The sequence below is a fragment of the Streptomyces sp. NPDC060184 genome (assembly GCF_042728795.1).
Taxonomy (GTDB): Bacteria; Actinomycetota; Actinomycetes; order Streptomycetales; family Streptomycetaceae; genus Streptomyces.
In genome coordinates, this window is the sequence record NZ_JBHWYX010000003.1 from 215644 (window position 1) to 240687 (window position 25044).

Below are 25044 nucleotides of genomic sequence, written 5' to 3' on the forward strand. Positions count from 1 at the left end.
GTCCCCCTGCCCCGCACCCCCGGGACACCCCGCACCCCAGACCACAGGAGGCCCCGCCGCCATGGCCGTCACCACGTCCGGTCGTCCCCCCGGCCGCCTCGCCCGCATGAGGGGCCGGCTCACCACCACCCAGGTCCTCGGCGTCCCCGTGGTCTGGATCGTCGCAGGCTTCAACGTCCTCACCGGGCTGTGGCTGCTGCTCTCCTCGCTGAAGAGCGGCGACGAGATCTTCAGCTCCCCGTGGCATCTGCCGCGCTCCCTGCACTGGGACAACTACGCGCGGGCCTGGAGCGAGGGAAATTTCGGACCGGCGGCCCTCAACACCGTCGTCGTGGTGGCGGGCACCGCCGTGATCACCCTCGTGTTCGCCGCGCCCGCCGCGTACGTCCTCAGCCGGGTCACCACCCGGTTCAACGGCGGATTCATCCTCTTCTTCGCCCTCGGGCTCGGCATCCCCGCCCAGGTCGTGATGCTGCCGCTCTTCGTCGTCATGAACAAACTGCTCCTCGTCGACAGCCTGTTCGGCCTGGTCGTGGTCTACGTCGCGACCTCACTTCCCTTCGCCGTCTTCTTCCTCACCGGGTTCTTCTCGACCCTGCCGGTGGAGCTGGAGGAGGCCGCCGCGCTGGACGGGGCTTCCGCCTTCCGCACCTTCTGGCAGGTCATGCTGCCGCTCGCGCGCGGCGGCCTGGTCACCGTGCTGATCCTCAACGTCATCCAGCACTGGGGCGAGACGGTGTTCTCCCTCGTCTTCATCCAGAACACCGACCACCAGACGCTCTCCCTGGCCCTCCTCGGCTTCCTCCAGCAGATGCAGTACAACGGCGCAGACTGGGGCGGCCTGTTCGCGGGCGTGGCCGTGGTCGTACTGCCCGTCCTCGCCTGCTACGTATGGCTGGGCCGCCGGATCATCGAAGGCATGACCGTCGGCTCCGTCAAGTGACCTGCGAGGGAGACGACATGCCCGACGAGACCGCCGCCGAGATGCCCGGAGGCATGCCCGGAGACATGTCCGGCGACCTGCCGGACGGGAGGGTGCCCGGTGGCCCGTCCGGGGGGCAGCCCGACCGCACGGCCGGCGCGGCCGGACCGGCCGGTGCGGAGGGGCCCAAGGACCTCAAGTTCCGCGTGCTCGCCCAGGAGTTGCGGCAGCGGGTGCGGGACGGCGTGTGGCCGGTCGGCGGACGCCTGCCCACTGAGAAGCAACTCGCGCTCGGCAGCGGGTCGTCGGTCTCCACCGTGCGCCGCGCGGTGGACGAACTCATCGCCGAAGGGCTCGTCGTGCGGCGGCAGGGCTCGGGCACCTTCGTCCTGGCACCCGACGTCCCCCGTGCCGCCCGCGCCCTGATCGGCGTACTCGTCCCCGACACCACCTTCTACTACCCGCAGGTCCTCCAGGGCATCGAGGAGGGACTCTCCGCCGCGGGAGCCCGCCTGCTGCTCACCTGCTCCGGGTACGACCAGGAGCGCGAGGCCCGGGACATCGCGGACCTCCTCGACGGCGGCGCGGACGGGCTGCTGCTCGTCCCCACCTTCAACGGGGCGGAGCACCGTGCGAGTTACCTGGAGCGGATCGCCGCCCTGCCGGTACCCGCCGTCCTGATCGAGCGGCGCGGCACCTCGCTCGGCGACATCAGTGAGTACGTCTGCACCCACCACGAGGCGGGCGCCTACGACGCCGTACGGCACCTCGCCGGACTCGGCCACCGCTCGATCGGCCTCGTGCTGCGGGCCCCCGCCCCGACCGCCCCGCCCCTGACCGAGGGGTACCGGCAGGCGGCGGCCGAACTCGGCTGTGCGACCGTCGAGTTCGAGGCGTCCCGGCAGGAGTGGAGCCCGGCCACCGCCGACCGTGCCCTCGCCGTGCTCCGTACGGCCGGAGCCACCGCCGCCGTCTGCTTCGGCGACCGGCAGGCCGCCCTCCTGGAGGGCGCCGCCCGCCGGGCCGGGCTCACCGTCCCCGGCGACCTCGCCCTCGTCGCGTACGACGACGAGATCGCCGACCTCGCCGACATCCCGCTCACCGCCGTGGCGCCCCCCAAGCACCTGCTGGGCCGCACCGCCGCCGAGACGCTGCTGCGGCGGCTGCGCGAACCCGGATCGGCACGCCGGCGCATCCTGCTGCGCCCCAGCATCACCGTCCGCCAGTCCTGCGGCGCGCGGCCCTCCGGTCCCGGAGCCACCGGCCCCCGGCCCACAGGCCACGAAGCGGCCACCCGCCCCGGGGCCACCCCCATCCCCACATCCACGTCCACCACCACCATCACCCCCACCCCCACCCCCACCCCCACCCCCTCACCCAAGCAACGGGAGATCACCTCGTGACGGACATTCGGCTCGGTCTGATCGGCGCCGGCGCGGTCGGCGTCCTGCACGCGCAGGCCGCCGCGACCACCCCCGGGGTGCGCGTCACCGCCGTCTGCGACCTGGTGGAGGCGACCGCGCGCGGGGTCGCCGAGCCCCTGGGCGCCGCCGTGTTCACCGACCACCGCGCGCTGATCGCCTCGGGCACCGTCGACGCCGTCGTGGTCAACACCCCGCACGCGCTGCACACCGCGATCGTGACCGACAGCGCGGACGCCGCTCTGCACGTCCTGGTCGAGAAGCCCATGGCCACCGACTCCGCCGAGTGCGCGCTCATGGAGCGCGTCTGCGCGGACGCCGGGGTGGTGCTCTTCGTGGGGCACATCCAGCACTTCCTGCCCCCGATGGTGGCGGCCCGCGCGGCCCTCGACGCGGATGCCATCGGCGAACTCCTCGCCGTCAGCGACTGGCGCTCCACCGACTACCGGCCGGGCAGCCGCCCCGCCTGGTTCTTCGACCCGGCCGTGTCCGGCGGCGGCGTCTTCGTCAACATCGGTACGCACTGCGTGGACCGGCTCGTCTGGCTGGCGGGCCGCCGGGTCCGCGCGGTCAGCGCCAACGCCGTGCACCGGGCCGGTGCGCTGCCCGGCATCGAGACCGACATGATGGCCCGGCTGGAGCTGGAAGGCGGCCTCGTCGGGCACATCGGGGTCACCAGCACCGGACTGCCCTCCCGCGACGAACTGCTGCTGATCGGCGAGCGCGGCGCGATCCGGGTGGCGCGCGGCTCCGGCGCGACCCTGCACACCGAGCACGCGCCCGGCAGCGTTCCCACGGTGCTCGCCGCCGAATCCCCCCAGGACGTGCCCCGGGCGTTCGCCGCGCAGCTCGCCGCGTTCCGTGCGGCGGTACGCGGCGAACAGCCCCCGGCCGTGTCGGCGGACCACGGGCGGCACGTCGTCGAGGTCGTCGAGGCCGTCTACCGCTCCAGCGCCACCGGCGAGCGCGCCGAGACCCCCGCCCCGGTCGGTGCCCCCGCCGCCTGACCCCCGCCGCCCGGCCCCCGCCGCCCGGCCCCGCCCCTGATCCCCGCACCGCTCCTCACGGCACCGGCCGCACCACCGAGATGCCCGCGCCACAGCTCCCACGGCACCACCGAGGTCCGCACCACGGCACTTTTCGAAGCTCCGCTCCTTTCGGAACACGCCCCAGGAGGATTCAGTGCACGAGATCACCGCCGTACCGTTCGGCCGCCGCGGCTTCCTGTCCGCGCTGGCGCTGGCCGCGGCCGGCGCCGCGGGCGGCCTCCAGCTGCTGCCCGGCGCCACCCCGGCGGCAGCCGACGGCGACGCCTTCGACGTCCTGCGCGCGACCTGGGCCGCCCTGCTGACCGGCGGTGACATCGACGCCGGCGACGCCGACTACGCCCCCGCGCTCGCCGTGCTCTCGACCACCGCCACCGGCCTGTGGAACACCATGGCGCCGGACGCCGCGGCCGGATCCCTCTGGCCCGGCCAGCCGCTCACCGTCCCCGCCAACATCACCGCCGGGTACAAGGCGCTCGCCTCGCTCGCCACCGCCTACGCCACCGAGGGCACCACGGCCACCGACGGCACCGGGCGCGCGCTGTACGGCTCCGCGTCGCTCGGCGCCGACATCGTGGCGGGGCTCGACTTCCTGCACGCCCAGGCGTACCACGCCACCGCCGTGGAGAGCGGCAACTGGTGGGAGTGGGAGATCGGTTGCCCGGTCGCCCTCACCAACGCCATGACCCTCGTGCACCCGCTGCTCACCGAGGACCGGATCGCCGACTGGACGGCGGCGATCGACCACTTCGTGCCCGACCCCACCCAGAACCGCTACGGCGCCGACCGCACCACCTCCACCGGCGCCAACCGCGTCGACCTCTGCCAGGTCGTCGCCCTGCGCGGCGTCCTCGGCCGCAGCGACGAACGCCTCGCCGCCGCCGTCGCGGGCCTCTCCGACGTGTTCCCGTACGTCACCTCGGACGACGGGCTCTACGCCGACGGGTCCTTCGTCCAGCACTCGTACATCCCGTACACCGGTACGTACGGCATGGTGCTGCTGCGCGGGCTCACCAACCTCTTCCAACTGCTGCACGGCTCCCCGCACGAGGTGACCGACCCGGCCGCCGCGCACATCCACACCTCGGTCGACACCGCCTTCGCCCCCTGGATCTGGAACGGCCTCTGCATGGACGCGGTCCGGGGGCGGGCCGTCAGCCGTGCCGCCGAGACCGACTTCTACGACGGCAACCTGACCGCCCAGGCCGTCCTGCGCGCCGCGCTCTCCGCCCCGACCACCGCCCAGGCCACCCGCTTCAAGGGTCTGGCGAAGGGGTGGATCACCCGGGGCGAGGCGTACGCCCCCTACAGCGCCACCGCGGGAATCGCGGGGGTCGCCCTCGCCGCCCCCGTGCTGAACGACAGCGACATCGACGCCCTCCCCGAACCGGTCGGGCACACGCAGTTCCCGAACATGGACCGGGCCGTGCACCGGGGCAAGAACTGGGCCCTCGCGCTCGCCCTCTCCTCCGCACGCATCGCCCGGTACGAGTCGATGAACGGCGAAAACCTGCACGGCTGGCACACCGGCGACGGCATGGCCTACCTCTATCTCGCCGACGACCCCGGCCACTTCACCGACGACTTCTGGCCCACCGCCGACCCGAAGCGGATGCCCGGCACCACCACCGACGCCCTCGCCCTCGCCGACGCCGCCGGTACGGGCACCCGCCCCGCCGCGACCTGGGCGGGCGGGGCGAGCCTCGGCGGCGCGTACGGCAGCCTCGGCCTCGACTTCCGCGCCCACGGCTCGACCCTCACCGCGAAGAAGTCGTGGTTCTGCCTGGACGACTCCGTCGTCTGCCTCGGCGCGGGCATCACCGGCGGCAGCGGCGCCGAGGTCACCACCACCGTCGAGCACCGCAACCTCGGCGCCCCCGGGGCCCGCACCCCGAAGCTCACCGTCGACGGCACCGCCCAGCCCATCACTCCGGGCTGGTCCGCCACCCTCGCCGTCACCGGCTGGGCGCACCTGGCCGGGGTCGGCGGCTACCTCTTCCCCGGCGGCGCCACCGTCAAGGCCGACCGCACCGACCGCACCGGCTCCTGGCACGACATCAACACCGGCGGCACCACCGCCGCGACCACCCGGCGCTACCTCTCCCTCGGCCTCTCCCACGGCACCGCCCCGGCGAACGGCGCGTACGCCTACGTCCTGCTGCCGGGCGCCGACGCCGCCCGCACGGCGGCCCGCGCCGCCGCTCCCACCGTGGAGGTCCTCGCCAACACCCCGGCCGTGCAGGCGATCCGCGACAACGGCTCGGGGATCGTCGCCGCCAACTTCTTCACGGCCGGAACGGCGGCGGGCATCACCGTCGGCGCGCCCTGCTCGGTGATCCTGCGCCGCACCGGGTCCACGCTGACCGTGGCGGTCTCCGACCCCACGCACACCGCGTCCTCGGTCTCCGTACGGCTCGTCCACACCGGTACGGCGGTGCGCACCGACCCCCGGATCACCGTCGACACCGCCGCGCCCGCCCTCGCCCTCACCGTGAACACGGCGGGCGCCGCAGGAGCCACCGCCGAGGCCGTCTTCACGGTCACCGGCGCGGTCCTCGCTCCCGTCGCCGACGGGTACGTCCGGGACGGCGCGTACGCCGGCACCTCCTACGGCACCGCCACCACCCTGGTGGTGAAGAACGCCACCGGCAGCGGCTACAACCGCCAGTCGTACCTGCGTTTCGACACCTCGGCGCTCGCCGGCCGGATCACGTCCGCCACCCTCTCCGTCCACGGATTCGTCTCGGACTCCGGCGGCACCGACGCCGTCGTCACCGCGCACGGGGTCGCCGACACCGCCTGGACCGAATCCGCCCTCACCTGGAACACCCGCCCCGCCCTCGGCACGGCCCGCGCGGACGCCGCCGCCACCGCCGTACCGTCCTGGCTGGCCTTCGACGTCACCGCCCACGTCACGGCGGCGGCCCCCGGACCGGTCTCCCTCGCCCTGGCCCAGGACGCACCCGGCCTCGCCGTCGTCATCAACTCCCGCGAGAACACGGCGTACCCGCCGGTGCTGACGGTGACGCTGGGGTGAGGTCGACGAACCGCCGCGTACCCGGAGCGATACGGGGACGCGGCGGTACGGTCCGGAGAAGGGGGTGCGCCGCGGCGGCGCACCGGCGGGCGGTGGCGCTTCCACCCCACCGGGTCGCCGATCCACAGGCCGGCCCGCCGGAGCGGCCTCGTGTCCCGCGAGGGGCGGATGCGCGCCACCTGAGACTTGGCCCTGTCATGACCCTGGCGGAAGTGCAGACGGGACTCCAGAATGGGTCCGGTCCATGGGAGCGCTCCCACCCCGGGTCGCTGCCCGCGCCCGCACCCCGCCGACGCACGACGAAAGGTGTCCCGGTGAACGCCCCACCCCCACGCCTCCGTACCTCGCGCCTCCTCCCGCCGCGCCCCCGCGCCCGGTCCGCCGCGCGCCTGTCCGCCGCCGCGGCCGTCGCGGCCCTGCTCGCGGTGGGCCTCGCCGCACCCGGCGCCGCCGCCGACGAGCCCGCACCCGCCGAAGGCGTCGAGCAGATCACCAACGGCGACTTCTCCGACGGCACCGCGCCCTGGTGGTGGACGGCGAACACCTCCGGGACGGTCGTCGACGGGCGCCTCTGCGCCGACGTCCCGGCCGGTACGGCCAACGCCTGGGACGTGATCGTCGGGCAGAACGACGTCCCTCTCGTGGCGGGGGAGACGTACCTGCTGAGCTACACCGCCACCTCCACCGCTCCGCTGACCGTGCAGACCCGCGTCCAGGAGGCCGTCGAGCCCTGGACCACCGAACTCGCCACCGCCGACCCGGTCGGGGCCGAACCGGTCACGGTCACCCACGCGTTCACCGCCACGGCCGACCGGCCCGGTGCCCAGGTCGCCCTCCAGATCGGCGGCGGGCGGGCCACCACCTTCTGCCTCGACGACGTCTCCCTGCGCGGCGGCGCCGAACCGCCCGTGTACGTCCCCGACACCGGCTCCCCGGTCCGGGTCAACCAGGTCGGCTACCTCCCGTACGGCACCAAGAGCGGCACCGTGGTGACGGACGCCGACGCGCCTCTGACCTGGACGGTGAAGGCCGCCGACGGCACCACCGCCGCCACCGGCACGACCGTCCCCGGCGGCGAGGACCCGACTTCCCGGCAGCGCGTCCACACCTTCGACTTCAGCGCCCTCACCACCGTCGGCGACGGCTACACCGTGGACGTCGACGGGCAGGTCAGCGAGCCCTTCTCGGTGCGCGCGGACCTCTACGACGGGCTCCGCTCCGACGCGCTGGCGTACTTCTACCACAACCGCAGCGGCATCCCGATCGAGGCGGACCTCGTCGGCGAGGAGTACGCGCGCCCCGCCGGACACGCCGGTACGGCCCCCAACCAGGGCGACACCGACGTGCCCTGCGTCCCCGGCGTCTGCGACTACCGCCTCGACGTCCAGGGCGGCTGGTACGACGCGGGCGACCACGGCAAGTACGTGGTCAACGGCGGTATCGCGGTGGCCCAGTTGATGGACACGTACGAGCGGACCCTGACGGCGGCCGACGCCGAGGGCGCCCAGCTCGCCGACGGTTCCCTGCGCGTCCCGGAACGCGGCAACGACGTGCCCGACATCCTCGACGAGGCCCGCTGGGAGCTGGACTTCCTGCTCCGCATGCAGGTACCGGCCGGTGAGCCGCTCGCGGGCATGGTCCACCACAAGGTGCACGACGCCGCCTGGACCGGCATCCCCACCCGCCCGGACCAGGACACCCAACCGCGCGAACTGCACGCCCCGTCCACCGCCGCGACGCTCAACGTCGCCGCGACCGGCGCCCAGTGCGCCCGCCTCTTCGCCCCGTACGACCAGGAGTTCGCCGACCGCTGCCTCCGGGCCGCCACCACCGCCTGGAAGGCCGCCCTGGCCCACCCCGCCGTCTACGCCGACCCGGCGGACGGCACCGGCGGCGGGACGTACAGCGACAACGACGTGACCGACGAGTTCTACTGGGCCGCCGCCGAACTCTTCGCCACCACCGGGGAGTCGGCCTACCGCACCGCGCTGCTCGCCTCCCCGCTGCACGGGGACGCCGACAAGATCTTCCCCGCGGGCGGCGGCATCTCCTGGGGCTCCACCGCCGGGCTCGGCGTGCTCACCCTCGCCACCGTCCCCAACGACCTCACCGCCGCCCAACTCGCCGGTGTCCGCGCGGTCGTGACCGCCGGAGCCGACCGCTACGCCGCGCAGTCGGCGGCCGAGCTCTACGGAGTGCCCTACGCGCCGCCCGGCGAGGACTACGTCTGGGGCTCCAACAGCCAGGTGCTCAACAACATGGTGGTGCTCGCCGTCGCCCACGACCTCACCGGCGAACCCGCTTACCAAAAAGCCGTGTTGCGCGGCGCGGACTACCTCTTCGGCCGCAACCCGCTGGGCCTGTCGTACGTCACCGGGTACGGCGAGCGGTACTCCGAGAACCAGCACCACCGGTTCTGGGCCCACCAGAGCAACCCCGACCTGCCCCACCCGCCTCCCGGCACCGTCGCCGGAGGACCCAACCTGACCGCCGTCGCCGCCGGTGACCCGGTGGCCGCCGAGAAGCTCGGCGGCTGCGCCCCGGCCATGTGCTACCTCGACGACAACGGCTCCTGGGCCACCAACGAGGTCACCATCAACTGGAACGCCCCGCTCGCCTTCATCGCGTCCTACCTGGACGACGCGGGCGACGGCCGTACGGCGGCGGACCGGGCCGACCGCGTCTGCGCGGTCTCCTACGCCTCGCACGCCTGGACCGGCGGCTCCACCGTCACCGTGCGGGTCCGCAACACCGGCACCGCCCCGCTCCCCGCCTGGCAGCTGAGCTGGCTCTTCCCGGGCGGACAGCGGATCGGCCAGACCTGGAGCGCCGAGCTCGCCCAGAGCGGCCGTACGGTCACGGCGAAGCCGCTGGACTGGAACCGCGGCCTCGCCCCCGGTGCGAGCGCCGACTTCGGGTTCAACACCACCACCGCGAACACCGGTCCCGATCCGGCCGTGTTCAAGCTCGGCGGCCACGCCTGCTCCACCGGCTGACCGCGCCCCGGCACCGCCGCTCCCGGGCGGCGGTGCCGGGTCTCACTTCCCGCTCAGCACCGCGCGGAGCCGGTCGAGCCCCCAGTCCAGGTCCTCCCGCTCGATCACCAGCGGCGGCGCGATCCGGATCGTGGAACCGTGGGTGTCCTTCACCAGCACGCCCCGCTCCATCAGCCGCTCCGAGATCTCCCGCCCGGAGCCCAGCGCCGGGGCGACGTCCACCCCCGCCCACAGTCCCCGGCCGCGCACCGCGTCCACCGCGCCGCCGCCCACCAGCCGGTCCAGCTCGCGGTGGAGATGGGCGCCCAGCTCCGCCGCCCGCGCCTGGTACTCGCCGGTCCGCAGCATCGCCAGCACCTCCAGCGCCACCGCGCACGCCAGCGGGTTGCCGCCGAACGTCGAACCGTGCTCGCCGGGCCGGAACACCCCCAGCACCGCCGCCGAGGACACCACCGCCGACACCGGCACCACCCCGCCGCCCAGCGCCTTGCCCAGGACGTACATGTCCGGCACCACGCCCTCGTGCTCGCAGGCGAAGGTCCGCCCGGTGCGGCCGAGGCCCGACTGGATCTCGTCCGCGACGAAGAGCACGTTCCGCTCCCGGGTCAGCTCACGGACCCCGGCGAGATAGCCGGGCGGCGGCACCAGTACCCCCGCCTCGCCCTGGACCGGCTCCAGCAGCACCGCCACGGTGTTCTCCGTCATCGCGTCGCGCATCGCGGTGAGGTCGCCGTACGGCACGATCTCGAACCCGGGGGTGTAGGGCCCGTAGTCCGCGCGCGCCTCCGGGTCCGTGGAGAAGCTGACGATCGTGGTGGTGCGGCCGTGGAAGTTGTCCGCCGCCACGATGATCTTGGCCATGCCGTCCGGGACGCCCTTGACGGTGTACCCCCACTTCCGCACGGTCTTCACCGCGGTCTCCACCGCCTCGGCGCCGGTGTTCATCGGCAGCACCATCTCCATGCCGCACAGCTCGGCGAGCTCCGTGCAGAACGCGGCGAACCGGTCGTGGTGGAACGCCCGCGAGGTGAGCGTCACCCGGTCCAGCTGCGCCTTCGCCGCGTCGATCAGCCGGCGGTTGCGGTGGCCGAAGTTGAGCGCCGAGTACCCGGCCAGCAGGTCGAGGTAGCGGCGCCCCTCCACGTCGGTCATCCAGGCCCCGTCCGCCGTCGCGACGACGACGGGCAGCGGGTGGTAGTTGTGCGCGCTGTGGGCCTCGGTGGAGGCGAGGGTGTTCTCCGTGGTCGACACGGGGTCTCCGTTCGTCGTGCGGCGCGGGCGGGTGCGGTGCGGACCGGGCGGGTCGCGCCCGGGTCGGGGGCTGCGGGCGGGGTCTCGCCCACTTTGTATCGTTCCGTCGCCGTACGGCCCGGGAAACCCGCGCCGCACCGGCGTGCCCGCGCGCCACGCACGCCGGGCCCGCCCCCGGCAACGTGTTTCTCCTCTCACCACCCGCCCCACCGGGCCCGCGCACCGCTGAGCAGGGCCGCCCCGGGGGCCGTACGGGATTCCCGAGTACCGGCTGCCCGGGATCGGTTGCGCACCTGAGACAATGGGCACATGGCCTCTGACCGACCTCGCGTGCTCTCCGGAATCCAGCCCACCGCAGGCTCGTTCCACCTCGGCAACTACCTGGGCGCGGTGCGCCAGTGGGTGGCGTTGCAGGAGTCCCACGACGCCTTCTACATGGTGGTGGACCTGCACGCGATCACCGTGCCGCAGGATCCGAAGGAGCTGCGGGCCAACACCCGCCTCGCCGCGGCCCAGCTGCTGGCCGCCGGCCTCGACCCCGAGCGGTGCACGCTCTTCGTGCAGAGCCACGTCCCCGAGCACGCGCAGCTCGGCTGGCTGATGAACTGCCTGACCGGGTTCGGCGAGGCCTCCCGGATGACCCAGTTCAAGGACAAGGCGGCCAAGCAGGGCGCCGACCGGGCGACCGTGGGCCTCTTCACCTACCCGGTGCTCCAGGTCGCGGACATCCTGCTCTACCAGGCCAACCAGGTCCCGGTCGGCGAGGACCAGCGCCAGCACATCGAGCTCACCCGCGACCTCGCCGAGCGCTTCAACGGCCGCTTCGGCGACACCTTCACCGTCCCGGCGCCGTACATCCTCAAGGAGACGGCGAAGATCTTCGACCTCCAGGACCCGTCGATCAAGATGAGCAAGTCGGCGTCCACGCCGAAGGGCCTCATCAACCTCCTGGACGACCCGAAGACCACCGCCAAGAAGGTGAAGAGCGCCGTCACCGACACCGACACGGTGATCCGGTACGACGCCGAGAACAAGCCGGGCGTCAGCAACCTCCTGACCATCTACTCCACCCTCACCGGCACCTCCGTCGAGGCGCTGGAGCAGAAGTACGAGGGCCAGATGTACGGCGCGCTGAAGACGGATCTCGCCGAAGTCATGGTGGAGTTCGTCACGCCGTTCCGTACCCGCACCCAGGAGTACCTGGACGACCCGGAGACGCTGGACTCCTTGCTGGCCAAGGGCGCGGAGAAGGCCCGGACGGTCGCCGCGGAGACGCTGGCGCAGGCGTACGACCGGATGGGCCTCCTGCCCGCCAAGCACTGAGTCGAAGGACCCTGGCGGGAGCACGGGGCGCGCGGCACACTTGCGGCGACGGCCCCGTGCGACCGCCGGTGCCGCGGCGCCCGGCGCGCGCGGTCATCGAGCACCATCGATCGACGACAGAGGAGACACGACGTGGGGACCGTAACGCTCGGCGTTTCGATCGCGGTCCCGGAGCCCTTCGGCACCCTGCTCCAGCAGCGACGTGCCGGCTTCGGGGACCCGGCCGCGCACGGCATCCCCACCCACGTCACCCTGCTGCCGCCGACCGAGGCGAAGGCGGACGAGGTGCCGGCCGCCGAGGCGCACCTCGCCCGGATCGCCGCCGACTGCCGGCCCTTCCCGATGCGGCTGAGCGGAACGGGGACCTTCCGCCCGCTCTCGCCCGTCGTCTACGTCCGGGTCGTCGAGGGCGTCTCCTCCTGCGCCTGGCTCCAGCAGCGCGTCCGGGACGCCTCCGGTCCGCTGACCCGTGAGCTCCAGTTCCCGTACCACCCGCACGTCACCGTCGCGCACTCCATCGACGAGGCGGCGATGGACCGGGCCTACGAGGAGCTCGCGGCGTTCGAGGCGGCTTGGACCTGCACCTCCTTCGCGCTGTACGAGCAGGGCTCCGACAGCGTCTGGCGCAAGATCAACGAGTTCCCGTTCGGCGCGGGCGGCGGCACGCCCGCCGTACCCGTCCAGAGCGGGTTCTGTGCCGACGAGCCCTCGCTCCACGGCCCGTCCTGACCTCCAGGCCTTGGGGTCCTGACCTCCACGGCCCGTCCTGCCTCCCACGGTCCTCCGAGCCGTCCCGACCCGTCCTGAACCGTCCTGACCTGGGGCCTCCGGCGCCGGAGGGACAGTGGGCCGTTCGAGTGGGAAAATTTTTCCACAGGGAGGAGCGACGGCCCGCCGCCGTTCCGTCATCCGTCACTGTCGCGGAGGTGGTCCGCGTGGTCCCGCTCTCCAGCCGTGAACGTCAGATCCTGGCGCAACTGGAAGCCTCGCTCGCGCGGGACTTCCCCGACGATCCCGTCGTCCAGTTCGGGCGCGATGTCGAGGGCGAACGCGAGAGGGGAGGCGAGCGCGACCTCCTGGAGAAGCCGCCGCGGGAGGGCCCCGGCACCGGCCGGGAAAGTCCCCGCGGAAGAGGCCCCGCCGCAGCTGCCCGCCGCGAACCGCTGCGCGCACCGACCGCGGCGGACGCACCCGGCGGACGTACCGGGTTCCCGGACACCCCGCACCGCCCCGGCCGGTTCGGCCGGCTGGTCAGGTCCCGCCGGACGTTCGTCCTGCTGGCCGTCGTCTCGTTCGTCCTGCTGGGCGCCGGCATGATCACCGGGAACCTCTGGGTGGTGGTCGCCTTCGTGGTGACCTGGTCGGCGACCTTCCTCATCGGCGCGGCCCGGATGCTCGCCTGGTCCCGCAGACAGGGGTACTGACCGCTCCCGCAGGCCCCGGGGCTCAGGCCCCGGACCTCAGGCCCGGACTCAGGCCCTCGGCCCTCAGAGCCCGGCGGGGAGCCGCCGGAAGAGCGGGCGGGGGACGTGGCGCAGCGCGGCCATCACCACCCGCAGCCCGCCCGGCACCCAGACCGTCTCCGAGCCCCGGCGCACCCCCGTGACGATCGCGTCGGCGACCTCCTCCGGGGTGGTGGCCAGCGGCGGCTCCTGCTGCCCGGCCGTACGGGCGGTACGCACGAACCCGGGCCGCACCACCAGCACCCGCACCCCGCTGCCGTACAGCGCGTCGCCGAGGCCCTGCGCGAAGGCGTCCAGGCCCGCCTTGCTGGAGCCGTAGATGAAGTCCTCGCGCCGGGCGCGTTCGGCGGCGACGGAGGAGAGCACCACCAGCGACCCGTGGCCCTGCGCCTGGAGCGCGCCCGCGCACACCAGACCGGCGGAGACCGCTCCCGCGTAGTTGGTACGCGCGACCAGCGCCGCGGCGGCCGGGTCCTCCTCGTCGCGCGCCTGGTCGCCCGCGATGCCGAAGGCCAGCAGCACCATGTCCACGTCGCCCTCCGCGAACACCTTGCCGAGCACCGGGGCGTGCGACTCCGGGTCCAGGGCGTCGAACTCCACCGTGGAGACCTGGGCGCCCAGCGCGCGCAGCTCGTCCGCCGCCGCCTCCAGCGCCGCCGACGGGCGTCCGGCCAGCCGGACCGTGCGGGTGCGCAGGGCGATCAGCCGACGGGCGGTGGCCAGCCCGATCTCCGAGGTGCCGCCGAGCACGAGCAGGGACTGCGGGGCACCGAAGGCGTCCTTCACGGGAACACTCCTGGCTGGTCTTGGGGCGGGAGGGGGCGGGGAGGTTCAGAGCCCGAGCCGGCGCGCGAGGTCGGAGCGGAACGCGCCGGTCGGGTCGGTCTCGGCCCGCAGCGCGCGGAACTCCGCCACTCGCGGGTACATCGCGGCCAGCAGCTCCGGCCGCAGCCGGGAGTCCCGGGCCAGGCCGACCCGTCCTCCGGCGGCGGCGACCTCGTCGTCCAGCTCGTCCAGGAAGCGGCCGACGCCGGGCGGCCCGGCCGGTACGTCCACGGCGAGGCACCAGCCGGGTGCCGGGAACGACAGCCAGCCGGGCCCGCTCGCCCCGAACCGTTCCAGCACCGCGACCGAGGACGGGCAGGCCCGGGTGGAGAGCCGGCGCACCACCCGGCGCAGGGTCTCCTCGCGGCCGGGACCGACCGTGAACTGGTAGCGCACGAAGCCGCCCCGCCCGGCGGGCGCGGGCAGCCGGGGCAGCGCCTCGGGGGAGCGGAAGAAGGCGTCGAAGCTCCGCAGCACCCCGGTACGGGCGCGGGGCGCGGTGCGGTGGCGGACCTCGTTGACCAGCCCCATCGCGGTGCGGCCGAGCAGACCGGTCGGCGCGAAGGCGGGCACGGGCGGCAGCGGCGGCAGCAGCGCGGGCGCGCCGAGCGGGGCCCGCCGGTCGCGGACCGGGAGCGCGGCGAGCGGTGCGTGCGCACCCCGGACCAGCACCGCGCGGCCGGTGGCCCGCCCGCGCGCCATCAGGTCGATCCAGGCGCTCTCGTACGGAGGGCGGGGGGCGTTCCCCGCCATCCGGGCGAGCAGGTCGTCGAGGTCGGCGGCCCGTTCGGTGTCCACGGCGATCAGCGAGGTGGAGATCCGGCGGCAGCGCAGGGTGGCGGCGAGGACGACCCCGGTGAGCCCGAGGCCGCCCGCCGTGGCGTCGAAGAGCGGGGTGCCCGGCAGCACCGTGACGACCGAACCGTCCGCCGTCAGCAGCTCCATCGCCGTCACGTGCCGGGTGAAGGATCCGGCCGTGCGGTGGTCGTGGCCGTGCACGTCGGAGCCGATGGCGCCGCCCACCGTGATCCTGCGGTCGCCGGGCACCACCGGGAGGTACCAGCCGGACGGCCGCAGCGTTTCGGCCAGCCGGTCCAGCCGCGTACCGGCGTCGCAGACCACGGTGCCGGTGGCCGCGTCGAAGGAGCGGACCCGGTCCAGCGCGCCCATGTCGAGGACGGAGCCCCCGGCGTTCTGCGCCGCGTCCCCCGGCGCGCGCCCGAGCCCCCGGGCGATCGCTCCCCGGGGCCCGCGCCCGCGCACGACGTCGGCCGCCTCCTCGTACGTACGGGGAGAGAACCGTACGGCGGTGGTCGGGGCGGTGCGGCCGGAGCCGCTCAAGGACACCGTGTCGACGGACATGCGAATGACCGTATCGCCCGAGAAAACCTCTTTGGGGCATTTGTTACAGGACTCACCGGAACGGGTGGTGGAGCGAGTGTCAGCACGCGCGGGCGTCGAACTTGTCCCGCCGCACGGAAGTGTGCGTCCCGTCCACAGGTTTTCGGGGTCCCGGAGGGTACGCGTACGTCATGGACTGGCTGAAGAGACTCCCCGTGGTCGGCCCGCCGCTCGCCCGGCTGATGGAGACGCACGCGTGGCGCTCCTACGAGACGCTGGAGCGGGAACACTGGACGAGGCTCGCGGCGGCCATCACCTTCATCAGCTTCCTGGCGCTCTTCCCACTGATCGCGGTCGGCGCCGCCATCGGCGCCGCGCTGCTGACGGACGACCAGCTCGACACGATCGAGCAGAAGACCGCCGAGCAGGTGCCCGGCATCTCCGACCAGCTCGGCATCGACAACCTCGTCGCGCACGCCGGGACCGTCGGGGTCGTCGCCGGTGCGCTGCTCCTCTTCACCGGCGTCGGCTGGGTCGGCTCGCTCCGCGACTGCCTGCGCGCGGTCTGGGGCATCGACGACCAGGACGACGGCAACCCGGTCGTCCGCAAGCTGAAGGACGCCGGACTGCTGGTGGGCCTCGGCGGCGCCGCGCTGCTGAGCCTCGTCCTCTCCACCGTCGGCTCCACCGCGGTCGGCTGGACGGCCGACCGGATCGGCATCCCCGAGGACGGCGCGGGCGGTGTCCTGCTCCAGGCCGCCGCCATCGCGGTCGCGGTGGTGGCCAACTTCCTGCTGCTGCTCTACCTGCTGACCCTGCTGCCCGGAGTGGAACCGCCGCGCCGCCGGCTGGTGGTGGCCTGCCTGGTCGGCGCGGTCGGCTTCGAACTCCTCAAACTGCTGCTCGGCAGCTACATGAGCGGCGTCGCCTCCAAGAGCATGTACGGCGCCTTCGGTGTGCCCATCGCCCTGCTCCTGTGGATCAACTTCACCGCCAAGCTGCTGCTGGTCTGCGCCGCCTGGACCGCCACCGGCAGCAAGGAGGAGGAGGGGCAGAAGGAGGAGCGGAAGGAGAAGGAGGGGCCCGCTACGGGCGGGGGCGACGGCGGACCAGGTCCGGCAGCGGCCAGCGCCGGTTGACCAGGAACACGCCCGCCGCGAGCGCCACCAGCACCCCGCCGACCACGGCCAGGGCGATGCCGACGCCGCCGGACGGCGCGTCGGCGGCGGCCTTCGCCGCGGTCTGCTGCGGCTTCGCCCCCGCGGCGGCCTGCGGCCCCTTGCCCGCACCGGTGCCCGAGTCGCTACCGGCGTCCGATCCGGAGTCCGTACCGCTGCCGGTGTCCGCCGACTTCGGCGGTACCAGCTCGCCGACCGGGGTCACCTTGCCGCTCGCCGAGAAGCCCCAGTCCAGGAGTGAGGCAGCCTCCTTGTAGACGGCGTGGCTCACGTCGGACGACGGGTTCATGACGGTCACCAGCAGCACCCGGCCGTCGCGCTCGGCGATTCCGGTGAAGGTGTTGCCCGCGTGACTGGTGTAGCCGTTCTTGACGCCCGCGATGCCCTTGTACGGGTCGATGCCGGCGTCCCCGGTGAGCAGCCGGTTGGTGTTCTGGATCTCGAAGGACTCGCGCTTGCCGTCCTTCTCCTCCCCCGGGAAGTCGGCCGTGGCGGTCGCCGCGTACTCGCGGAAGTCCTTCTTCTGCATGCCGCTGCGGGCGAAGAGCGTGAGGTCGTACGCGCTGGACACCTGGTTCGGGGCGTCGTAGCCGTCCGGTGTGACCACGGTGGTGTCGAGGGCCTGGAGCTCCTCGGCGTGCTGCTGCATCGCGGCCACGGTCTTCGCGACGGCGGCCTCCTCGCCGCCGGGCTCCTCGGCGCCGCTCTCCCCGTCGGCCGTACCGTCCTCGGCCGTGCCGCCGTCGCTCTGTCCGCCGCCGTACATCGAGGCGAGGACGTGCACCGCGTCGTTGCCGGAGCGCAGGAAGACACCGAGCCAGAGGTCGTGGACCGTGTAGGTCTGGTCCTCCTTGACGCCCACCAGGCTGCTGCCGTCGCCGAGGCCGGCCAGTTCGGCGTCGGTCACCTTGTGGGTCAGCGTCGAGGGCTGGAGCGCCGGGAGCACGGTGTCCGCGAAGAGCATCTTCAGCGTGGACGCCGGAGGCAGCCGCCAGTGGGCGTTGTGCGCCGCGAGGACGTCCCCGCTCTCGGCGTCGGCCACGATCCAGGAGCGGCCGGTCAGCTCCGTGGGCAACGCCGGGGCGCCCGGCCCCAGGTTCACCTGGGTGCCCTCCTTCGCGAGCTGCGGCCCGCCGATGCTCGACATCGGCAGGGTCGGCCTCGGCTGCTTGTCGTCGTCCTTGTCCTTGTCCGCGGCGAAGGCCACCGGACCCAGGGCAAAAGTGGACATCAAGGTGGCGCAGATGACCGTCAGCGCGGTCTTTTTCAGAGCAGGCACGGTCGGAAACGTACAGGGCGTGGGTGTGAATGGGGACCCGGAGCCCCTGACCCGCCGTGCGTACCGCCAGGACAGCCCACCCCCGCGACCGGGTCGGCCGGGGGTGCCGTTCCTGACGTATCGCCAGGAACGAGACGTCCGCCGATCCGCCGTCCGGCCCGCCCCGGGAGCGGGAGGGGCCGGGGCACCCCCGGCGGGGGAACGGGTGCCGGGCGGCGATACTGGGTCCATGAAGCTCAGCCGTCCCGTCTCCTGGTTCCTGCTCGCGTTCGGTGTCTGGTCGTGGGTGATTTGGGTGACTTTCGCCAAGAATCTATGGAAGGACGGCAGCGGACTCGCGTTCGACGACGCGGGCGATCCGACCGCCTACTTCTGGGTCCACCTGCTCCTCGCGATCACCTCGTTCATCCTGGGGACGGCTGTGGGCTTCATCGGGTTCCGCGGACTCAAGGCGCTCCGCACCGCACGCGCGTAACGCGCGACCCGTCCGGCGGGCGGTTTCAGCCGCCCGCCGCGTCCGGACCGATGCGGCGCAGCGCCTCCCGCCGGGTGAGCGGGGCGACCCGTGAACCGTGCCGTTCCAGCCACTCCAGGACGAGCCGCGGGTCGCGGAGCGAGGTCTCGCGCAGCACCCAGCCCAGCGCCTTGCGCAGGAAGAACTCGCGCTCGTCCACGAGGGCGTCCGCATGACGCAGGAGCCGGGCGGTGTCCGGGCGCCCGGCGCGGATCGCGGGGAGCAGCGCCAGGAGCGCCGAGCGGCGGAGCCAGAAGCACGGGTCCTCGATCCACCGGTCCAGCACCGCACCGGCGGCCGGATCGCGCAGGGCGACCGCCCCCGCGCAGTGCACGGCCAGCGGATCCACCAGCGCCCAGGTCCCGCACTCCCGGAGCAGTTCCCCGACCTCTCCCAGGTCGCCCGCGTCCAGCGCCGCCGCGTACTGCACCAGCACCTCCACGGCGGCCCGCCGGTACTCGTACACCGGGACGGGGCCGGCCGCTTCCGCGGACCCGCCCGGCGCGGACCACAGGTCCCGGGCCAGCGCCCGTACCTCCGGGCCGGGCAGGGCGCCCAGCCTCCGCCGGGTCGCGGTCACCGTGGCCCGCAGCTCCGGCACCCCGACCCCGAGGTGGCACAGTTCGCTGCGCAGGTACGCGCGCTGCTGCCCGGCCCGGACCGGGTCCGCCGCCGAGCGCAGCGCACCGCGCAGTTCCTCGGCCGCGCCGCGCAGTTCCTCGGCCGCGCCGCCGAGGGGCGGGGTGCCGTCCACGGACATGCGTTCCTCCTTGTTCACGACACCTCGGGGTGCCTCTTCGCGCGTCGGCGTTCGGCCGGACGGCGCCCGCCGGACGGGGCTCTCGCACCACGCTCTAGCATGCGCTGGACGAGCCGCGCGGAGCACGCGTGCGGCGGCATCGGGCGGGGGAGTGGCGGTGGCCGTGGTGTTCGCGGTGGTTCTGATCGTGGTGGTGGCGCTGCTCGCCGGGGTGCACCGCTACCTGTGGCGCCGCTTCGTCGGTGACACCACCGCCCCGGGCTCGGCGCTCCGGCGCCTCGGCACGGCCGCCGCCTGGGTACTGCCGCTGCTCAGCGTCGGGGCGCTCGTCTCCGGCCAGGCCCACGCCCCGTTCCGGCTGCAACGGGCGCTCGCCTGGCCCGGGTACCTCTGGCTCGCCTGTCTGCTCTACCTGACGCTCGCGCTGCTCGTCGGCGAGGCGGTCCGGCCGGTGCTCCGCCGGGTCCTCGACCGCCGCCGGCCGGAGCGCGCCGCCGCTCCCGTCCCTGCGGCCCCGGAGGCAGTGGCCCCGGCGGCGGAGACCCCCACCGCCCCCACCGCCCCGGCCTCGTCCGCCCCCGCCCCGTCCCGGCGGCTCTTCGTCGCGCGGGCGGTCGGCGGTGCGGCGGCCGTCGCCGGTTTCGGGACGGTCGGGTACGGCACCTACGGGGTGCTGCGGGGCCCGCGCACCAAGCGGATCACCGTGCCGCTGGCCAAGCTGCCGCGCTCCGCGCACGGCTTCCGGATCGCGGTCGTGAGCGACATCCACCTCGGCCCGATCCTCGGGCGCGCCCACACCCGGCGCGTGGTCGACGCGGTCAACGCCACACGGCCCGACCTGATCGCGGTCGTCGGCGACCTGGTGGACGGTTCGGTCGCGGACCTCGGCCCCGCCGCCGAACCGCTGGCGGAGCTGGAAGCCCGGCACGGCAGCTTCTTCGTCACCGGCAACCACGAGTACTTCTCCGGCGCCGCCGAGTGGGTCGCCCACGTGCGCGAACTGGGGCTGCACCCGCTGGAGAACGCCCGGGTGGAGATCGACGGCTTCGACCTGGCCGGGGTCAACGACGTCGCCGGGGAGAGCGAGGGCCAGGGGCCCGACTTCGGCCGCGCGCTCGGCGACCGGGATCCGGCACGGGCCGCCGTCCTCCTGGCCCACCAGCCGGTGGTCATCGACGACGCCGTCGCGTACGGCGTGGACCTCCAGCTCTCCGGCCACACCCACGGCGGCCAGCTCTGGCCCGGCAACCTCGTCGCGGAGCTCGCCAACCCGACCGTCGCCGGGCTCGAACGGTACGGCGACACCCAGCTCTACGTCTCGCGCGGCGCGGGTGCCTGGGGCCCGCCGGTCCGTGTCGGAGCGCCCTCCGACATCACCGTGGTGGAGCTGGCCTCCCGGCAGGCCTGATCCGTCCACTTTTCGCGCCGTAACACCGGTATGTGCTTCCGTTGCCCCCGGTGTCTTCGGCGGGTGCGGCCGTCGGTGAAGCCCGGTGCGCAAGAGTCGACATGGCGATACGTCAGTTCAGCGACCGAGCCCCCGATCGGCCCGTTTTCGTCACGCCCCGTGACGGCTGTCCCACTCAATGGACAGGCGAATTGGGCCTCTTGACGGCTTGAGTTTCAAGTGTCAATCAAAAGCCCTTACGTCACCCGTTTGGACTTCCAGATGCGAAAATCGTGTGATTAGGTGAGCGCGAACATGCGGTGATGTGCGCGTATGGGTGCGTCGACCGCGGCGGGGCTGGTAAGGGAGAGCACGGCAATGCGTTCGATCCGGGTACGGATTCTTGCGATATGCGCGGTACTGATCATCGCAGGGGTCGGGGCCTGGCAGCTTCTCCCCTCCGACGAGGGGGGTGGCAAGCCGATTACTGTGGGTACTGTCGACGAGGTCACCTCGCTCGACCCGGCAGGTGCGTACGACGCGGGATCCTGGTCCCTCTTCAGCAACCTGTACCAGACGCTGATGACGTTCAAGTCCGGAGCCATCGTCCCCGAGCCGGAAGCCGCGGAGAGCTGCGAGTTCATCGGCCAGAAGCTCACGACGTACCGCTGCACGCTGCGGGACGACCTGACCTTCTCCAACGGTCACAAGGTCACGGCGAAGGACGTCAAGTTCTCCTTCGACCGGTTGATGAAGATCAACTCGGACGTCGGCCCGGCGGTGCTCTTCCCGAGCCTGCGGAACGTGGTCGCCGACGGCCGGGACGTCACCTTCAACCTGTCCGCCCGTGACGCGACCTTCCCCGCGAAGCTCGCCACCGGCGCCGGCGCGATCGTCGACTCGGCGGCGTACCCGAAGGACAAGCTCCGTACGGACAACAAGGTGGACGGCTCCGGCCCGTACGTCCTGAAGTCCTACGAGGACGGCGTCAAGGCTTCGATGACGCCCAACCCCAACTACCGGGGTTCGATCAAGAACGTCAACGCGGCGATCGACGTCCGGTACTACGAGACCTCCGACAAGCTCCTCGCCGCCTGGAAGTCGGGCGGTCTCGACGTGACCCACCGCCAGCTGCCGCCGGCCGAGATCAGCAAGATCAACACGACCGACCCCGACATCCAGGTCACGGAGACGGACAGCGCCGAGATCCGCAACATGGTCTTCAACGTCCGTCCGGGCGCGACGCTTTCGGACAAGCGCATCCGGCAGGCCATCGCCTGGACCATCGACCGCGGTCCGCTGGTGAGCGACGTCTACGACTCCACGGTCGAGCCGCTCTACTCCCTGATCCCGCAGGGCACCATCGGCCACTCGACGCCGTTCTTCGACGACTACCCGCAGCCCGACGCGAACAAGGCGAAGGACCTGCTGGAGGAGGCCGGCGTCGAGACCCCGGTGCACATCGACTTCGCGTACCGCGCGGACGGCGCGAGCACCGCGGAGACCGCCGAGATCAAGCGCCAGCTGGAGAAGGGCGGACTCTTCGCGGTCGACGCGAAGGCCGTGAAGTGGGAGGACTTCCAGAAGGGTTACGCGTCCGGCAAGTACGACGCGTACACCGTCGGCTGGCTCCCCGACTACCCGGACCCCGACACCTTCGGCGGGCCGCTCGTCGGCACCGACAGCAGCCTCCACAACGGCTATTCCAACCCCAAGCTGGACGCGCTCGTCGCCGACACCCAGGGGTTCGAGGACCGCAGCCGTACCTCCAACGACTTCCAGAAGATCCAGGACATCGTCGGCGAGGACGTGCCGCTCGTCCCGCTGTGGCAGAAGAAGGACTACGTCGTCGCCAAGACCGGGATCTCCGGTTCGCAGTACCTCTCCGACAGCACCGGCGTCTGGCGCCTCTGGGAGCTGAAGCGCATCTGATCCGGCGGGCTGCACCGCGTACGCCCACCGCACGCCGCTCGCACGACGGCCCGCCCGCGGATTTCCTTCCGCGGGCGGGCCGTCGTCGTGCGTACGCGCCCTGGGCGCGGGCCCCGTCAGTGCGTGGTGGGGCCGCGGCGCAGGCCGGCCGCCGCGACGACCGCGCCGCAGAGGCAGAGCACGCCGGTGACGGTCACGGCGGTGTGCACGCCGTTCATGAACGCCTGCCCACTGCCCTCCGCCACAGCCGCGCGCAGCGGGGCGGACATCGAGCCGGACACCGGGGCGACGCCCATGGACACCGCGTCCCCGGCCCCGGCCAGGCCCTCGGCGACCTGGGCGGGCACCCCCGCACCGGTCAGCTCGCCGACGAGGGTGGCGCCGACCCGGCCGCTGATCAGCGAGACCAGCACCGAGGTGCCCAGCGCCCCGCCGATCTGCAGCGCGGTGGCCTGGAGGCCGCCCGCCACACCGCCGTCCCGGACCGGCGCCTGCCCCACGATCGCGTCCGAGGAGGCGGCGAGGACCATGCCGACCCCCAGGCCGAGCGCGACGAACGGCGGCCACATCGTCGCGTACGACGAACCGGTGTCCCAGGACAGCATGGTGAAGGTCGCGGCGGCCTGCAGCACCATGCCCAGCGGCATGGTCAGCCGCGCGCCGAAACGTCCCGTCAGCGCGGCGCCCAGCGGGGAGGCCACCAGCGAGGCGAGGCTGAGCGGCAGGGTGCGCACCCCGGCCTCCACCGGTGAGAAGCCCCGCACGTTCTGGAGGTAGAGCATCACGAAGAAGATCACGCCGAGCAGCACGAAGAAGTTCAGCGCGGTGATGACCGTGCCGACCGTCAGGGACCGGATGCGGAACAGCCGCATCGGCAGCAGCGGATGCTCCTGCCGCGTCTCGTGGAACCCGAAGCCCACCAGGACCAGTACGCCCGCGAGGACCGTGCAGAGCGTCGCGGCCGAAGTCCAGCCCCAGGTCTCGGCCTTGACCACCCCGAACACCACGCAGATCAGCCCGGCCGCGAGAAGCACCACCCCGGCGACGTCGAAGCGGTGGTGTCCGGTGGAGTCCTTGCTCTGCGGCAGTACGAACGCGCCGACCAGCACCGCGAGCAGGCCGATGGGCGCGTTGATCCAGAACACCGACTCCCAGCTGACGTGCTCGACCAGCAGACCGCCGACGATCGGGCCGAGCGCCGTGGACACGGCCGAGACCATCGCCCACAGGCCGACCGCCATGCCGAACCTGCGCGGCGGGAAGACCGCGCGGAGCAGACCCAGGGTGTTCGGCATCAGCAGGCCGCCGCAGAAGCCCTGGAGTGCCCGGAACACGACGACCCCGTCGATCGAGCCGGACAGCCCGATGGCGACCGAGGCGAGTGTGAACCCGACGACCCCCACCAGGTAGTAGGTGCGCCGGCCGAACCGGTCGCCGAGCTTGCCGCCCAGGATCAGCGAGGCGGCGAGGGCCAGCAGATACGCGTTGGTCACCCACTGGAGGCCCGCCGTGGACGCGTCGAGGGCGCGGCCGATCTCGGGGTTGGCGATGGCCACGACCGACGCGTCGAGCTGGACCATGAACAGGCCGAACGCGACGGCTACGAGCGTCAGCCACGGATTCGCGCGGCGGCCGGTGACCGTGGGCGCGGTCGGCGGTGGGGTGGAAGCGGGCAGGGGTGAGGAATCCACGGTGGTGGAGGGCATGGGTGTGCCGTGTCCTTCGGCTGGAGGGTGTGGGTGCGGTGTCGGGGAGCCCGGCGCACGCCGTCCGCCCCCGGGGTGTGCCGGGGGGTGCGCAGGTGGTGCGGCCGGGAACGCCGGAGAGGCCCGCGGCACCACGGGGGTGCGCGGGCGGGAGGGTGCCGGGACGCCCGGGCGGGAGGGTTACCCGGCCGCGGGCTCGGGGTGCAGCGCGTCCGTCAGCGAGTTCAGCGCGCCGAGCGCGGACCCCAGCGCGTCCTGCTCGCCGTCGGTGAGGGACTCCAGCGCACGGGCGAGGTGGACCCCCTGGAGGCGCCGGACCTCGGCGAGCTCACGCCGGGCCCGGGGGGTCGGGTACAGGTGCGCGACCCGCTTGTCCGCGGGGTCGGGGCGGCGCTCCAGCAGCCCGGCCACGGTGAGCCGGGAGACCAGGGCGCTCACGTTGTTCGGCCGCATCAGCAGCGCGTCGGCCGCCTCACGCACGGTGGAACCCTCGTACTGCGAGACGAAGCGCAGCAGCGCGAGCTGCCCCTCCGGCGGCTTGGGGCCCGGGAAGTCCTGGGCGATCCGCCGGTCGAGAGCCCGGTTCAGCGCAGGCAGGACCGACGCGAGCGCGGACGCTGCGGAGTCGTCGTCCTGCGTGGACGTACCGGGGGCGAGCATGAC

19 protein-coding genes are annotated in these 25044 nt (G+C 73.3%); 12 read left to right on the forward strand and 7 right to left on the reverse strand.

Annotation, left to right across the window (positions count from 1 at the left end; translation table 11 throughout):
* The first annotated feature begins 61 nt into the window (after positions 1–61).
* From ACFWEE_RS03885 to ACFWEE_RS03905, 5 genes are all read left to right on the forward strand, one after another.
* Positions 62–943 (forward strand): carbohydrate ABC transporter permease, encoded by an 882-nt coding sequence (locus tag ACFWEE_RS03885; protein ID WP_386886091.1) that lies wholly within the window; start codon positions 62–64, stop codon positions 941–943.
* Between the two features lie 17 nt (positions 944–960).
* Entirely contained in the window at positions 961–2325 is a 1365-nt protein-coding gene (locus ACFWEE_RS03890) for a substrate-binding domain-containing protein (protein ID WP_386886092.1), read from the forward strand.
* On the forward strand, positions 2322–3350 hold the full coding sequence (locus tag ACFWEE_RS03895) for a Gfo/Idh/MocA family protein (protein WP_386886094.1): 1029 nt from the start codon (positions 2322–2324) through the stop codon (positions 3348–3350). The genes ACFWEE_RS03890 and ACFWEE_RS03895 overlap by 4 nt, the downstream gene beginning before the upstream one ends.
* 175 nt (positions 3351–3525) lie before the next feature.
* Positions 3526–6426: a polysaccharide lyase family 8 super-sandwich domain-containing protein gene (locus tag ACFWEE_RS03900; RefSeq protein ID WP_386886096.1), complete on the forward strand. Its 2901-nt coding sequence runs from the start codon at positions 3526–3528 to the stop codon at positions 6424–6426.
* Between the two features lie 389 nt (positions 6427–6815).
* Positions 6816–9422, forward strand: coding sequence for a glycoside hydrolase family 9 protein (locus ACFWEE_RS03905; RefSeq protein ID WP_386886161.1), 2607 nt, complete (start codon positions 6816–6818; stop codon positions 9420–9422).
* A gap of 42 nt (positions 9423–9464) precedes the next feature.
* Here the strand turns inward: ACFWEE_RS03905 and rocD are convergent, their stop codons facing one another.
* The gene (gene rocD, locus ACFWEE_RS03910; RefSeq protein WP_386886097.1) at positions 9465–10673 is read right to left on the reverse strand and encodes an ornithine--oxo-acid transaminase; all 1209 of its coding nucleotides are present in this window, start codon (positions 10671–10673) and stop codon (positions 9465–9467) included.
* A gap of 309 nt (positions 10674–10982) precedes the next feature.
* Between rocD and trpS the strand changes: the two genes are divergently transcribed.
* The 3 genes from trpS to ACFWEE_RS03925 all read left to right on the forward strand — a co-directional run bounded on the left by trpS (position 10983) and on the right by ACFWEE_RS03925 (position 13420).
* On the forward strand, positions 10983–11996 hold the full coding sequence (gene trpS, locus ACFWEE_RS03915; RefSeq protein ID WP_386886099.1) for a tryptophan--tRNA ligase: 1014 nt from the start codon (positions 10983–10985) through the stop codon (positions 11994–11996).
* 132 nt (positions 11997–12128) lie between these two features.
* Entirely contained in the window at positions 12129–12725 is a 597-nt protein-coding gene (locus tag ACFWEE_RS03920) for a 2'-5' RNA ligase family protein (protein WP_386886101.1), read from the forward strand.
* A 197-nt stretch (positions 12726–12922) separates the two neighbouring features.
* The gene (locus tag ACFWEE_RS03925; RefSeq protein ID WP_386886102.1) at positions 12923–13420 is read left to right on the forward strand and encodes a hypothetical protein; all 498 of its coding nucleotides are present in this window, start codon (positions 12923–12925) and stop codon (positions 13418–13420) included.
* A 63-nt stretch (positions 13421–13483) separates the two neighbouring features.
* Here the strand turns inward: ACFWEE_RS03925 and ACFWEE_RS03930 are convergent, their stop codons facing one another.
* Complete coding sequence (locus ACFWEE_RS03930; protein WP_386886103.1) at positions 13484–14245, reverse strand: decaprenylphospho-beta-D-erythro-pentofuranosid-2-ulose 2-reductase; 762 nt, start codon at positions 14243–14245, stop codon at positions 13484–13486.
* Positions 14246–14290: 45 nt separating this feature from the next.
* Positions 14291–15646: an FAD-binding protein gene (locus ACFWEE_RS03935; RefSeq protein ID WP_386886105.1), complete on the reverse strand. Its 1356-nt coding sequence runs from the start codon at positions 15644–15646 to the stop codon at positions 14291–14293.
* A gap of 170 nt (positions 15647–15816) precedes the next feature.
* Here ACFWEE_RS03935 and ACFWEE_RS03940 point away from each other — a divergent pair, with 170 nt between their 5' ends.
* Positions 15817–16764 (forward strand): YihY/virulence factor BrkB family protein, encoded by a 948-nt coding sequence (locus tag ACFWEE_RS03940; protein ID WP_386886106.1) that lies wholly within the window; start codon positions 15817–15819, stop codon positions 16762–16764.
* Here the strand turns inward: ACFWEE_RS03940 and ACFWEE_RS03945 are convergent.
* The gene (locus tag ACFWEE_RS03945; RefSeq protein WP_386886108.1) at positions 16712–18082 is read right to left on the reverse strand and encodes a D-alanyl-D-alanine carboxypeptidase family protein; all 1371 of its coding nucleotides are present in this window, start codon (positions 18080–18082) and stop codon (positions 16712–16714) included. The two genes, ACFWEE_RS03940 and ACFWEE_RS03945, sit on opposite strands and share 53 nt — an antisense overlap.
* Positions 18083–18311: 229 nt before the next feature.
* On the opposite strand from ACFWEE_RS03945, the gene ACFWEE_RS03950 reads away from it, so the two are divergent.
* Positions 18312–18557 carry an SCO4848 family membrane protein gene (locus ACFWEE_RS03950; protein ID WP_386886109.1) on the forward strand — a complete coding sequence of 82 codons (246 nt, stop codon included), beginning with the start codon at positions 18312–18314 and terminating at the stop codon, positions 18555–18557.
* 25 nt (positions 18558–18582) lie between these two features.
* Here the strand turns inward: ACFWEE_RS03950 and ACFWEE_RS03955 are convergent, their stop codons facing one another.
* Positions 18583–19356 carry a DNA alkylation repair protein gene (locus ACFWEE_RS03955; protein WP_386886110.1) on the reverse strand — a complete coding sequence of 258 codons (774 nt, stop codon included), beginning with the start codon at positions 19354–19356 and terminating at the stop codon, positions 18583–18585.
* Positions 19357–19513: 157 nt separating this feature from the next.
* On the opposite strand from ACFWEE_RS03955, the gene ACFWEE_RS03960 reads away from it, so the two are divergent.
* On the forward strand, positions 19514–20764 hold the full coding sequence (locus ACFWEE_RS03960) for a metallophosphoesterase (protein WP_386886112.1): 1251 nt from the start codon (positions 19514–19516) through the stop codon (positions 20762–20764).
* A gap of 357 nt (positions 20765–21121) precedes the next feature.
* Entirely contained in the window at positions 21122–22675 is a 1554-nt protein-coding gene (locus ACFWEE_RS03965) for an ABC transporter substrate-binding protein (protein ID WP_386886114.1), read from the forward strand.
* 116 nt (positions 22676–22791) lie between these two features.
* Here the strand turns inward: ACFWEE_RS03965 and ACFWEE_RS03970 are convergent, their stop codons facing one another.
* Positions 22792–24381 carry a DHA2 family efflux MFS transporter permease subunit gene (locus ACFWEE_RS03970; RefSeq protein ID WP_386886116.1) on the reverse strand — a complete coding sequence of 530 codons (1590 nt, stop codon included), beginning with the start codon at positions 24379–24381 and terminating at the stop codon, positions 22792–22794.
* Positions 24382–24561: 180 nt separating this feature from the next.
* Complete coding sequence (locus tag ACFWEE_RS03975; RefSeq protein ID WP_386886118.1) at positions 24562–25041, reverse strand: MarR family winged helix-turn-helix transcriptional regulator; 480 nt, start codon at positions 25039–25041, stop codon at positions 24562–24564.
* Positions 25042–25044 lie beyond the last annotated feature (3 nt).

What these genes read in the sequence shown, in the direction of transcription:
- ACFWEE_RS03885 (WP_386886091.1), top strand. Translation starts at nt 62, where the DNA reads ATGGCCGTCACCACGTCCGGTCGTCCCCCCGGCCGCCTCGCCCGCATG.
- ACFWEE_RS03890 (WP_386886092.1), top strand. Translation starts at nt 961, where the DNA reads ATGCCCGACGAGACCGCCGCCGAGATGCCCGGAGGCATGCCCGGAGAC.
- trpS (WP_386886099.1), top strand. Translation starts at nt 10,983, where the DNA reads ATGGCCTCTGACCGACCTCGCGTGCTCTCCGGAATCCAGCCCACCGCA.
- ACFWEE_RS03935 (WP_386886105.1), bottom strand. Translation starts at nt 15,646, where the DNA reads ATGTCCGTCGACACGGTGTCCTTGAGCGGCTCCGGCCGCACCGCCCCG.
- ACFWEE_RS03940 (WP_386886106.1), top strand. Translation starts at nt 15,817, where the DNA reads ATGGACTGGCTGAAGAGACTCCCCGTGGTCGGCCCGCCGCTCGCCCGG.
- ACFWEE_RS03950 (WP_386886109.1), top strand. Translation starts at nt 18,312, where the DNA reads ATGAAGCTCAGCCGTCCCGTCTCCTGGTTCCTGCTCGCGTTCGGTGTC.
- ACFWEE_RS03955 (WP_386886110.1), bottom strand. Translation starts at nt 19,356, where the DNA reads ATGTCCGTGGACGGCACCCCGCCCCTCGGCGGCGCGGCCGAGGAACTG.
- ACFWEE_RS03965 (WP_386886114.1), top strand. Translation starts at nt 21,122, where the DNA reads ATGCGTTCGATCCGGGTACGGATTCTTGCGATATGCGCGGTACTGATC.
- ACFWEE_RS03970 (WP_386886116.1), bottom strand. Translation starts at nt 24,381, where the DNA reads ATGCCCTCCACCACCGTGGATTCCTCACCCCTGCCCGCTTCCACCCCA.
- ACFWEE_RS03975 (WP_386886118.1), bottom strand. Translation starts at nt 25,041, where the DNA reads ATGCTCGCCCCCGGTACGTCCACGCAGGACGACGACTCCGCAGCGTCC.